We start from the raw sequence: 12115 nt of genomic DNA on the forward strand, positions 1-12115 counted from the left end.
CGGTGCGACGATTCGACCTGCTCGCGAAGGCGTCGTGCCAGACGACATCAACGTTGGATGTGCCGTCCCCTTCGCGAGCAGGCTCGCTCCCACATGGGTGGGTGTTAGAAACTCATGTCGACCTTGGTCCAGAGCGTGCGCCCCGGTTCATTGATCGCTTGCGGGTCGTTGGCCGGGTAGCCGAATCCGGCGTTGCCCGCCAGGTTCAGGTGTTCGGCGTAAGCCTTGCCGAACAGGTTGTCGACGCCGCTGCTGACCTTCCAGTGTTTGTTGATCCGATAGGCACCGTTGAGTGAGAACACGCCGAAGCCGGAACTCTTGTCGTAATCCTTGCCGACCACGTTGCCCTTGTTCTGGTCGATACGGTTTTGCGCGGCAACCACCCTCCACAGTGCGCCAGCGCTCCAGTTGTCTTCGGTATAGGTCAGGCCGAAGCGTGCATCCAGTGGCGGCATTTGCGGCAGGGCCGTGCCGTCGCTGCTGTTTTTGCCCCAGGCGTAAGCCAGGGTCGCATCGGCTTTCCAGTTATCGGTGAGTCTGTACGCGGCACCGAGTTCACCGCCCATGATTCGCGCGTCGATGTTCTCGGCGCGCGAAGTACTCATGCCCATCATTCCCGGGGTGTAGTCGAAGAGGATGTAATCGCGGATCACGCCGACGTAACCCGAGGCCCAGGCTTCGAGTTCGGCGCTCTTGTAGTTCACGCCGAAGTCGAACTGGGTGGTCTTTTCCGGTTTGATCGAATCGAACGCGTTGACCGATTCCGCCGGGCCGGACTTGGGCGAAAACAGCTCCCAATAATCCGGGAAGCGCTGCGCGTGACCGAGGCCCGCATAGAGCGTGGTCGGACTGTCGGCCAGGTCATGCTCGTAGCGAATGAACCCGCTGGGCAGGGTGTCGGCGCGGGTATCGTCGGCGGTCGGGCTGGGGCGGCTCATCATTCCCGAACCGGTGGTTTGCCGGTAATCCTTGGCTGAAGCACGGTCGACACGGGCGCCGGTGATCAGCCGATCACGGTCGGCGGCGTACCAGGTCATCTCGCTGAACACACCGTAGTTATGGAAATCGGCGTCCTTGCTGTACGGCTGATCCTTGTAGGTGTCGATGCCCATGCCGCTGCGTTGGCGGTGTTCGTTGGTCTGCGCGTCGAGGCCGGTGATCAGCTGAATATCAGCCCAGCGCCAGGTCGCCTTGATCCGTGCGCCGAGGGTGCGGCGGTCGACATTGGACGCCATCGGGCCCGCCATCATCCCGGTGCCGGACGGCGTGCGCAGGGTGTAGTTGTCCATCACGTGGTCGGCGTAGTTGTAGTAGACCTGCGCTTCGAGTTTCTCCAGCACGTCGGTGATGCTGGATTTTTCGAAACGCAGACCGAGGCTTTCCCGCAGGAACTGCGAACCGTCCATGCCGCGCCCGGCGTAGCGCGCTTCGCCGTCGCCCTTGCCGGCGGTGAGTTCGATCAGGGTGTCGGCGTCTGGCGTCCATCCGACCGCGATGTCACCGTTCCACTTGTCGTAGCGCGAGGCGACGATATCGTTGTTGCCGTCGCGGTAATCGTCGGAATGCGCGGTGTTGCCGATCACTCGCACGTAGCCCAGCGGGCCACCGGCAGCGGCGTCGACGACTTTGTCGAAGCGTCCGTGGGACCCGGCCAGAATGCTCGCATTCACCCGTGTGCCGAGTTCGCCAAAGCTCTCCGGCTCACGATCAAACAGCACCGTACCCGCCGACGCGCCCGGCCCCCAAAGCACGGTTTGCGGGCCTTTGATCACGGTCAGTTTGTCGTAGGTTTCCGGCGAGATGTACGAAGTCGGCGCGTCCATCCGCCCGGGGCAGGCACCGAGCATCATGCTGCCGTTGGTGAGGATGTTCAGGCGTGAGCCGAACATGCCGCGCAGCACCGGATCACCGTTGGTGCCGCCATTGCGCACCAGGGCGAAGCCCGGAATGGTCTTCAGATAATCGCCGCCGTCACTGGCCGGCACCGGTTGGCGCGGATCTTTTGGATTGGTGACGATGGTCAATGGCGAGCTCGGCGCAATTGCGGTGATCACCGTTGGACTGAGTTCTTCGTTGTGGCCGGCGTGATCATCGGCCAGCACCAGCGGGGACAGCAGAACGCCGCAAAGGACGGCGGTAGCGTGCCTGAAACGAATCCGCGATTCGTTCAAAGCGAAGGACGCCGGGGCAAAACCCGAGCGTGGAACAGCAGCAAACCTGGACATGACAATTTCCATCAAACAGTCGTAAACGACACGGCCGGCAGCCTGAAGCTGTCTTCTCAACCGTGTGTAATCAAAGGTGCGTGTTTACGTGGCGATGGGCGGGGCGCGGGTGCGGGCGCCGGGGAAGAAGGTCTGCCGGGCATGGCCCAGGCGTGGGGAGGGCGGGGTGAAGGTGTTGAGCGGTGGGATGTTGAAGGCGACGAAATCGCCGACGCCGGTCAGTGCCGGGCAATTGAACAGCAGGCTGCAATAGCCGCACTTTTCCCACAGCACGTGGTGCGAGGATTGTGGCGGGCAGTGTTCGGCTGAGGGCTTGGCGTCGTGGCCGCTGTGATCCATACGCGGCATGTCCATCGACATGTCCATGCTCATCGGCATCGATGTCGAGGCGTGCTGATCCATCGGCATCGACTGAGAAATCAGTGGGCCGATGAAGATCATCAACATGGCGAACAGGGCGATCCAGCTGCCGCGAGTCAGAGTTTGAGTCTGACGGCGTTGCCGCAAAGGCCTGGCGCTCAGCGGGCGCATGGGCGGAGTCTGCCGAAAGGCTTACTGAGCGTGCGCGTGGGCCTGCGTGGTTTCCGGTGGCTTCTTCTGCACCGAGACGTCGACGGTGACGTCACCGGCCTTCTCGAAATGCATCGTCAGCGGGAAGCGTTTGCCATCGCTGAGCAGGCTTCGATCGGTCGGGTTGAGCAGCATCACGTGCCAGGCCATCGGCGCGAATGTTACGTTGCCGCCGGCCGGGATTTCCACGCTCGGCACTTGCTGCATCTTCATGAGATCGCCCTGCATGACGTGCTCGTGCAGTTGGGCTTCGGGGGCGATGGGCGAGTCGACGCTGAGCAAACGGTCGGCAGTTTTGCCTGCATTGTGAATGATGAAATACGCGGCGACGGTCGGCGCGTTGGGCGGCAGCTCCTGCGACCATGGGTGGGCGATTTCCAGCTCGCCGGCCTTGTATTCGTGGGCATGGGCAAAGCACGCCGGCAGCAATAGCGCAGCGATTACGATGAGTTTGTTCAACATGGCAGTCTCTCCAGAACGATTTGAAACGCAGGTCAATTGCGCGAACAAATCAAACCAGAGGGGAAGCACGGGGATTGAGACTCGGCCATTGCTGGCGCGGCGTGGGTGTTTGCAGTGAGGCGGGCGCCACGCTGCGATTACTTTCGTAACGGGCGAAATACAGCTGCGGCGAGTGCGCCGGCAGCGCCACCAATGGCGCCGAGCCCGAGCAGCACCAGCAATGCTGCATGTTCGAATGAGTGTCGTTGGTCGGGGCTTTTTGATCGCTGGCGCCGATGTTGATCGCCACCATCTTGGTCCCGCTGCCGGTGCAGAAACTGCTCCAGAGCCATTGTTCGGCCGGTGAACTGGCCGCCTGCGCCATCGCCCCGGTCATCGGCATGGCGAGCATGTTGAACAGCACTGCAAAGCAGGCGATCCAGGCAATTGCTAGCCGGTGTCGGTTCATGGGACAGATCCATTGGGTGGGCGATCAGGCGCGGCTATTTAGCCTGATCAGGGCCGATAAGTAAAAAAGCGTCGTGCGGTTTGGTGTCGCAGCGCTGCCTGCAAGAGCTTGAGAAGCCTGCGCCCCAGCTCGATTTCGCCGTTATAAATGAGTGTAGCGGCTTCGATTCGCATTGCCTGGGCGAAATTCGAGTCGCTTTCTATTCGTGCACGAATGGTCTGCTTGTAGTCTCGGAGCGCCACCCGGTTGAGCTGCCCATCGCCCGAGTCTTCGATCTCACAACCCTTGATGTATTCGCTAAGATCGGCAGGCGTTTTGAGGTAATCCTTGACGTCGAAACGGGAGAATTTTTCTGACATTGGATGTGTACGCCCTTGGAATCAAAGACGTTGAGCGTAGAGGTGGACGCTGACTGCCGATAGTCAGTGATTCGTTAAGTTGTTGTGGGCAGTGTCCGGCGCGTTTGTAGGATTCAAGTCAGATATCCAGTCGAGCCCGTGACATTGTGGGAGCGAGCCTGCTCGCGAAAGCGGTGGGGCAGGCAATGATGTGCAGACGTTGCCGACGTCTTCGCGAGCAGGCTCGCTCCCACAGTGGTCGGTGGCGAACACGTAGTCTGTGTACGTCGCGAACCTTGTGGAAGCGGCGGTGCGACGATTCGACTTGCTCGCGAAGGCGTCCGTGAGAACTGCGCTTGTTTTTAGATAAGGTTAAGGGGCGCAAGGGCCATGAGGATTGCGTCGACCGAGGCAAACTCCCGATCAACCCCCGGCAACCCCGGTCGCTTCAACACAATCACCGGCACCCCACGCTCGCGCGCCACTTCCAGCTTCGGCTCGGTCGCGGTGCTGCCGCTGTTCTTGCTGATCAACACATCGATCTGCCGCCGCTCGAACAGCGCTCGCTCATCCTCCAGCAGAAACGGCCCGCGGGCGCCGATCACTTCGCAGCGTTCATTGCCCGGATAGACGTCGAGGGCGCGCAGAGTCCAGAACTGCTCCGCAGGGATTTCATCGAGGTGCTGCAGCGGTTCGCGGCCGAGGGTGAACAGCGGTCGGCGAAACGGCTTGAGGGCAGCGATCAACTCGGCCCAGTCGCTGACTTCGCGCCAGTCATCACCGGGCTGCGGCTGCCACGCCGGACGGCGCAAAGCCCAGCAGGTGATGTCGGTCAGTCGTGCGGCGGTCGCGGCGTTCTGGCTGATCTGTGCGGCATAGGGATGCGTGGCATCGAGCAGCAAGTCGATGCCTTCGTCGCGAATGAACTGCGCCAGCCCTTCAGCGCCCCCGTAGCCACCGACGCGCACCTGACAAGTCAGATCCGTCGGCACCCGGCCAACACCGGCGAGGCTGTAGATATGTTCTGGCCCGAGCGTGCGGGCAATCGCCAGCGCTTCCGTCACGCCGCCCAACAGCAGAACCCGCTTCATGCAAAACCTCCGGCGTGCCCGACGATCCCGCCCTGACGATCAATCGCAAACACCTCGACCTGCACCTGCGCCGGCACCACGCTGCGGGCAAAATTCAGCGCATGGCGGCAGACTTCATCACCGAGCGCGATCCCTGCCGCACTGGCCATGGCCAGCGCCTGCTGACTGGTATTGGCCTCACGAATGCCTTGCAGCAATGGCTCATCGGCGCCTATCGCTGCCGCCCACTCCGCCAGTTGCGGCAAATCAATACTCGAGTGCCGCGAATGCAAATCCATGTGCCCGGCGGCCAGTTTGCTGATCTTGCCGAAGCCGCCGCACAGGCTGAGTTTATCCACAGGTACTTTGCGCAAATGCTTGAGCACCGCGCCGACGAAGTCACCCATTTCGATCAGGGCGATTTCCGGCAGATCGTAGACCCGGCGCATGGTGTCTTCGCTGGCGTTGCCGGTGCAGGCGGCGATGTGCAGGTAACCATTGGTTTTCGCCACGTCGATGCCTTGATGAATCGAGGCGATGTAAGCCGCACAGGAAAACGGGCGGACAATGCCGCTGGTGCCGAGGATCGACAGCCCACCAAGAATGCCCAGTCGCGGATTCATGGTTTTCAGTGCCAGCGCTTCGCCGCCCTCGACGTTGACCGTGACGTCGAAGCCGCCGGCATAACCAGTCTCGGCGGCGAGCAGCGTCAGGTGATCGCTGATCATTTTGCGCGGTACCGGGTTGATCGCCGGCTCACCGACCCCGAGCACCAGTCCCGGCCGGGTCACGGTGCCCACGCCGGCACCGGCATTGAAGCGAATCCCCGGCTCGGCCATTAGCCTTACCCGCGAATAGAGCAGGGCACCGTGAGTCACGTCGGGATCGTCGCCAGCATCCTTGATCGTTCCGGCCTCGGCGCCGTCATCGGTCAAACGACAGAACTCCAGTCGCATCTGCACCTGTTTGCCTTTGGGCAAAACAATCTGCACCGCATCGGCGGAGTGTCCGCCGAGCAACAGACGCGCGGCGGCAAGGCTGGTGGCGGTGGCGCAGCTGCCAGTGGTCAGGCCGCTGCGCAGCGGCGCAGGTTGTTCGGCAGTTTCGTCACGCATCGAGGGGTTTGACCAGATCGAGCAGGGTGATCGGTAGCGCCTGACGCCAGGTGTCGAACTCGCCGAGCGGTTGCGCCTGGGCGACATGGATACGCGTGAGTTCGCCGCCATGGCGTTCGCGCCAGTTCATCAGGGTGACTTCGCTTTGCAGGGTCACCGCGTTGGCGACCAGACGGCCACCGGGCTTGAGTTGCTCCCAGCAGGTTTCGAACACGCCCTCACGGGTGACGCCGCCGCCAATGAAAATTGCATCCGGGCGTTCCAGTCCGTTCAGCGCCTGCGGCGCCTTGCCGCGAATCAATTGCAGACCGGGCACGCCCAACGCATCGCGGTTGTGCTCGATCAATTGCTGGCGGCCGTCATCGGCTTCGATGGCCACGGCGCGGCAACTGGGGTGCGCGCGCATCCACTCGATACCGATCGAGCCGCTGCCGGCGCCGACATCCCAAAGCAATTCGCCGGGGGTCGGGGCAAGGCGGGCGAGGGTGATGGCGCGTACGTCGCGTTTGGTCAATTGGCCGTCGTGCTGGAATGCCGAGTCTGGCAATCCAGCTAGGCGTGACAGGCGCGGGGCGTCGGCATCGGCCAGGCATTCGATGGCGATGACATTGAGGTCGGCTATCGGCGCGTCATCCCAGGCGCTGGCGCTGCTGTCGATGCGTCGTTCGGTGTCACCGCCGAGATGCTCGAGAACGCACATCCGGCTCGAACCGAAGCCGCGCTCACGGAGCAGTTGTGCAACAGCAGCCGGGCTCTGACCGTCGTTGCTCAGCAACAACAGACGCACGCCACTGAATAATTGCGCATTGAGCGCCGCCAGTGGTCGGGCCACCAAGGACAGCGTTACCACGTCCTGCAACGGCCAGCCGAGACGAGCGGCGGCCAGCGAGCAGGACGACGGTGCCGGCAGGATCAGCATCTCGTCGCTCGGCACCTGACGGGCGAGGCTGGCACCGACGCCGTAGAACATCGGGTCACCACTGGCCAGCACGCAGACCGCTTCGCCACGCTGGGCCAGCACCGGCGCGAGGGAAAACGGGCTCGGCCACAATTGCCGTTCACCGCGAATGCACACCGGCAACAAATCAAGTTGGCGCTGGCCACCGACGATCCGCGAGGCGCCCAACAGGGCACGCCGGGCGTTTTTGCCCAGGCCCTTGAAGCCGTCTTCACCGATTCCCACTACCGTCAGCCAGGGTGACATCTATATTCCTCTAAACACGCCGTTCCGACGGGCAGACTTTTCATGCCAGCGGACAAAGCAGGCATAATACCGCGCCTTCGCCCGCGAAGCGCCTTTCCCACGCAGCCGGTCAGCCCCTTGAACGAACGCCCGATGTCCACCGCCTTACGCCCCTCGGCCTGCCCGGGGTTGCTGCGTATCGTCCAGGCACTGGACGGCGGCATCTGCCGGATCAAGCTCAATGGCGGTTCGATCAGCGCCGATCAGGCTGATGCAGTGGCCGATGCAGCCGAACAGTTCGGCGGCGCGATCGAGGCGACCAACCGCGCCAATCTGCAGATTCGCGGGATCGGTAAGCAATCCGCAGCGCTGATCGAGCGTCTGCTCGCCGCCGGTCTCGGGCCGCGCACGGCGGCCGGTGACGATGTGCGCAACCTGATGCTCAGCCCTGCGGCCGGGATTGATCGGCAGATGCACTTCGACACCCGGCCCCTCGCCGAACAGATCCTCGACACGCTGCAAAGCCATCCACGTTTCCACGAGCTGAGCGCCAAGTTCGCCGTGCAACTGGATGGCGGGGAAGCCCTGGCGATGCTCGAACATCCCCATGATCTGTGGTTGTCGGCGTTCGAGCGTGACGGTGAAGTGTTGCTGGCGTTCGGTCTGGCCGGATGTCCGGCGGATCGCGCGGTCGGCGCGGTGGCGCTGGGACACGGCCATGCACTGGTGGTGGCGGTACTGGAATTGTTTCTTGAGTTGGCGCGCCCCGAGCAAACACGCATGCGCCATTTGCTCGACGAGTTGCCGCTCTCGGCGTTTATCGAGCAACTGAGCACGCGCTTGCCGATCAAGCCTGTCAGCCATTGGCAGCGCACGGCCGTTGCGGACGATCTGCACATCGGCATTCATCCGCAAAATACCTCGGGGCGGGTGTACCTCGGCGCGGTGCCGGCGCTGGGCCGTCTCGATCCGACAATGCTGCGCGGGGCCGCGCAACTGGCCCGCCAGTTCGGCAATGGCAGCCTGCGTTTCACACCTTGGCAAAGCCTGCTGGTGCCGGATGTGCAAGCCAGCGATGCGGCGCAAGTACTGCAAGGTCTTGAACAACTGAACCTGTTGACCCGCGCTGCCGAACCCCTTGCACGCCTGATCGCCTGCACCGGCTCCAATGGCTGCGGCAAAGGCCTGGCCGACACCAAGCAGGACGCGCGTCATCTGGCGACGTTGCTGCCCTCGGCCCTCAACGTCCATCTCAGCGGTTGCACGCGCTCTTGCGCCGCCGCCCACTGTGCCCCGGTGACGTTACTGGCCGTCAGTGCCGGTCATTACGACCTCTATTTTCGCGATGCAACGCAGCCGGGTTTCGGCGCGCTGCACGCACGCAACCTTACTATTGAAGCGGCCGCGATCTTGCTCGACGCCCGCTCTCGGAGCCCCCTTGATGCTTGATTACATCCGCGATGGTCAGGAGATTTATCGCAACTCCTTCGCGATCATTCGCAGCGAGGCCAATCTGGCGCGCATCCCGGCCGATCTGGAAAAACTCGCAGTGCGGGTGATTCATGCCTGCGGCATGGTCGAGGCGGTCGACGGCCTGCAATTCTCCGAAGGCGCGGGCAAGGCCGGGCGCGATGCGCTGGCCGCCGGTGCGCCGATCCTCTGCGATGCGCGGATGGTCTCCGAAGGCGTGACCCGTGCGCGTCTGCCGGCCAACAATCAAGTGATCTGCACCTTGCGTGACGAGAGCGTGCCTGCGCTTGCCCGTGAACTGGGCAACACCCGTTCCGCCGCCGCGCTGGAGTTGTGGCGTCCGCATCTGGAAGGCAGCGTGGTGGTAATCGGCAACGCGCCGACAGCGCTGTTCTATCTGCTGGAAATGCTCGACGCCGGCGCACCGAAACCGGCGCTGATTCTGGGCTTCCCGGTCGGTTTCGTCGGTGCCGCCGAATCGAAAGCCGCCCTGGCCGCCGACAGCCGTGGCGTGCCGTTCGTGATCATGCAGGGCCGCCTCGGTGGCAGCGCCATGGCTGCGGCTGCCGTCAATGCCCTCGCCACGGAGATCGAATGATGCAGGCCAAAGGACGTTTGATTGGCCTGGGCGTCGGCCCGGGTGATCCCGAACTGATTACTGTCAAAGCCCTGCGCCTGCTACGTGAGTCGCCGGTGGTGGCGTACTTCGTCGCCAAGGGCAAAAAGGGCAACGCGTTCGGCATCATCGAGGCGCACCTGCAAGAAGCGCAGAACCTGCTGCCGCTGGTCTACCCGGTGACCACCGAAGCGTTGCCGGCGCCGCTTTCCTACGAGCAAGTCATCAGCGATTTCTATGACGAAGCTGCCGAGACGGTCGCCGCGCATCTGGACGCCGGTCGCGATGTCGCGGTGATCTGTGAAGGTGATCCGTTCTTCTACGGCTCCTACATGTACCTGCACGATCGCCTCGCCACTCGCTATGAAGCGCAAGTGGTGCCGGGCGTTTGTTCCATGCTCGGTGGCGCTTCGGTGCTGGGCGCGCCGCTGGTGTATCGCAATCAGAGCCTGTCGGTGCTCTCCGGCGTGTTGCCCCATGAAGAATTGAAGCGCCGTCTGGCCGATGCCGACGCGGCGGTGATCATGAAGCTGGGGCGCAACTTCCCGAAAGTGCGTCAGGTACTCGAAGAACTGGGTCTGGCCGAGCGCGCGCTGTACGTCGAACGCGCAACCATGGCCAATCAGAAGATCGTGCCGATGGATCAGGTCGAGCCGATGTCGTCGCCGTACTTCTCGCTGATCATCGTGCCGGGCGAACGGTGGCAAGGCTGATGACTCAATCCACGCCAGCCATCGTCATTCTCGGTCAGGGCAGCCTGGCCACCGCGCGGCGCATTCAGCAGGTCTACCCAGCGGCGCAGATCCACGGCCTTGCCGGGCGCGTCGACGGCGCTGATTGCACCTACCAGGAATTTGGCGCGACCCTGCGTACGCTGTATCAACAGGACACGCCGATCATTGCCCTGTGCGCGGCCGGCATCGTCATCCGCACGCTGGCGCCGCTGCTGCTGGAAAAGGGCGCTGAACCTGCGGTACTTGCCGTGGCCGAAGACGGCAGCGCCGTGGTGCCGCTGTTGGGCGGCCTCGGTGGGGTCAATGTCATGGCGCGGGACATCGCAGCCGGGCTGCAAGTCGCCGCGGCGATCACCACCAGCGGCGAGTTGCGTTTTGGCACGTGCCTGCTCAATCCACCGAGTGGTTACGCATTGGGCGATCTGGAACTGGGCAAGCGTTTCGTTTCCGATCTGTTGGCTGGCCACAGCGTGCGCATCGAAGGCGCGGCGCCGTGGCTGGATCAGGCGCAATTGCCGGAAGATCCGCAGGCGCAGCGCTCGATTCATGTCGGCAGTGCCGCGCGTGAAGCGAGTGCCAGTGAGTTACTGATCTATCCACGCAGTGTGGCGGTGGCGGTGAGTGCTGAAACATCAGACCTGACGGATGCCGTTCGCAGTGCCTTGCAGCAGGCGAAAATCGCCGTGCAATCGTTGGCCTGTCTGTTGGCCAGCGAGACGCAAATGGCTGCGCCACATTTGCGTGAAGCGGCGCTTGAACTGGGTGTGCCGCTGCGCTTTGTCGCGGCACAAAGTGACATCGAAACCCTGGCGCGAGTCGCAGTGCCCGCGGCGACAGTCGTGGCCGGCCACGGCATGGCAATCGCAATTGCCGAGCAGCCTCTGGATGTTTCAAAGATTGGCCGGCCACGCGGTCGTCTCGCGGTGATCGGCCTCGGCCCCGGCGCTGTCGAACTGATGGTGCCGGCGGTGAAAGCCGAGCTGGCCCGCGCCACCGATGTACTGGGCTACGAAACTTACGTGCGAATGGCCGGGCCGTTTCGCGACGATCAGGTGCAGCACTGCACCGACAATCGCGAAGAGATGCAGCGCGCCCGTCACGCCTTCAGGCTGGCCGCCGAGGGGCGCTCGGTGATCGTCGTGTCGTCGGGCGATCCCGGCGTGTTCGCCATGGCCGCTGCGGTGCTTGAAGCGTTGCACGAGTCGGCTGATCCGGCGTGGCACAGCGTCGACCTGGAAATCCTCCCGGGCGTGTCGGCCTCGTTGGCTACCGCCGCGCAGGCCGGTGCACCGCTGGGCCATGACTTCTGCGTGATGTCGCTGTCGGACAACCTCAAACCCTGGTCGATCATCGAGAAACGTCTGGATCTGGCCGCCGAAGCGGATCTGGCGTTGGCGTTCTACAACCCGATTTCACGCGCGCGTCCGTGGCAACTGGGCCGGGCACTGGAAATCGTCGCGCAGCATCGTGCACCTGAAACGCCCGTGGTGTTGGGCCGCGACATCGGCCGTCCGGGTCAGACCTTGCGCACCACGACGTTGGGCGCGTTGACGCCGGAGCAGGTGGACATGCGCACCATGGTGTTGATTGGTTCTTCCACTACCTGCACCTTTCCCCGCGCCGGCGGGGATGATTGGGTCTACACGCCGCGCTGGTATGGCGAAAAACCGCTTTCCTGAGCATCACGCCGAGGCAAGTTGTAAATAAGTTGCCTCGGTGAGATATCAAGTCGAAATTCCCTGTCAGCCGATAAGGTTTAAAACAGAGCGGTGTCTCCGTCAGGAGCACCGCTTCGTTTGTTTATCGAACCATTCGTCATGCAGCTGTTTGTTACCGGATCATGCGTGCGATGAACTTATCTGTCGTTTGATGTTTCTTGAGAAA

At 63.0% G+C, this 12115-nt stretch carries 12 protein-coding genes; 4 read left to right on the forward strand and 8 right to left on the reverse strand.

The window, feature by feature from the left end:
• Positions 1-104: 104 nt before the first annotated feature.
• The 8 genes from PspS49_RS03075 to cbiE form a co-directional block, all read right to left on the reverse strand.
• On the reverse strand, positions 105-2225 hold the full coding sequence (locus PspS49_RS03075) for a TonB-dependent copper receptor (RefSeq protein ID WP_160038052.1): 2121 nt from the start codon (positions 2223-2225) through the stop codon (positions 105-107).
• Positions 2226-2309: 84 nt separating this feature from the next.
• The gene (locus PspS49_RS03080; protein ID WP_127925661.1) at positions 2310-2756 is read right to left on the reverse strand and encodes a DUF2946 domain-containing protein; all 447 of its coding nucleotides are present in this window, start codon (positions 2754-2756) and stop codon (positions 2310-2312) included.
• Between the two features lie 21 nt (positions 2757-2777).
• Positions 2778-3257, reverse strand: a complete 480-nt coding sequence (locus PspS49_RS03085) for a copper chaperone PCu(A)C (protein WP_127925662.1) — start codon at positions 3255-3257, stop codon at positions 2778-2780.
• A 49-nt stretch (positions 3258-3306) separates the two neighbouring features.
• Positions 3307-3705, reverse strand: coding sequence for a DUF2946 domain-containing protein (locus PspS49_RS03090; RefSeq protein ID WP_150750048.1), 399 nt, complete (start codon positions 3703-3705; stop codon positions 3307-3309).
• A gap of 47 nt (positions 3706-3752) precedes the next feature.
• Positions 3753-4064 (reverse strand): hypothetical protein, encoded by a 312-nt coding sequence (locus PspS49_RS03095; protein ID WP_127925664.1) that lies wholly within the window; start codon positions 4062-4064, stop codon positions 3753-3755.
• Between the two features lie 341 nt (positions 4065-4405).
• Positions 4406-5134, reverse strand: coding sequence for a cobalt-precorrin-6A reductase (locus PspS49_RS03100; RefSeq protein WP_160038054.1), 729 nt, complete (start codon positions 5132-5134; stop codon positions 4406-4408).
• Complete coding sequence (locus PspS49_RS03105; protein WP_160038056.1) at positions 5131-6228, reverse strand: cobalt-precorrin-5B (C(1))-methyltransferase; 1098 nt, start codon at positions 6226-6228, stop codon at positions 5131-5133. The genes PspS49_RS03100 and PspS49_RS03105 overlap by 4 nt, the downstream gene beginning before the upstream one ends.
• Entirely contained in the window at positions 6221-7432 is a 1212-nt protein-coding gene (gene cbiE / locus PspS49_RS03110) for a precorrin-6y C5,15-methyltransferase (decarboxylating) subunit CbiE (RefSeq protein WP_150750045.1), read from the reverse strand. Before cbiE ends, PspS49_RS03105 begins: the two co-directional genes overlap by 8 nt.
• A 132-nt stretch (positions 7433-7564) precedes the next feature.
• On the opposite strand from cbiE, the gene cobG reads away from it, so the two are divergent.
• The 4 genes from cobG to cobJ are packed head-to-tail and all read left to right on the forward strand — an operon-like array spanning position 7565 to position 11910.
• Positions 7565-8860 carry a precorrin-3B synthase gene (gene cobG, locus PspS49_RS03115; RefSeq protein WP_342799417.1) on the forward strand — a complete coding sequence of 432 codons (1296 nt, stop codon included), beginning with the start codon at positions 7565-7567 and terminating at the stop codon, positions 8858-8860.
• Positions 8853-9479: a precorrin-8X methylmutase gene (locus tag PspS49_RS03120; RefSeq protein ID WP_127925669.1), complete on the forward strand. Its 627-nt coding sequence runs from the start codon at positions 8853-8855 to the stop codon at positions 9477-9479. Before cobG ends, PspS49_RS03120 begins: the two co-directional genes overlap by 8 nt.
• Entirely contained in the window at positions 9479-10210 is a 732-nt protein-coding gene (locus PspS49_RS03125; protein ID WP_038360788.1) for a precorrin-2 C(20)-methyltransferase, read from the forward strand. The genes PspS49_RS03120 and PspS49_RS03125 overlap by 1 nt, the downstream gene beginning before the upstream one ends.
• On the forward strand, positions 10210-11910 hold the full coding sequence (gene cobJ, locus PspS49_RS03130; protein WP_160038060.1) for a precorrin-3B C(17)-methyltransferase: 1701 nt from the start codon (positions 10210-10212) through the stop codon (positions 11908-11910). The genes PspS49_RS03125 and cobJ overlap by 1 nt, the downstream gene beginning before the upstream one ends.
• Positions 11911-12115 lie beyond the last annotated feature (205 nt).

The sequence above is a fragment of the Pseudomonas sp. S49 genome (assembly GCF_009866785.1).
Lineage (GTDB): Bacteria > Pseudomonadota > Gammaproteobacteria > Pseudomonadales > Pseudomonadaceae > Aquipseudomonas.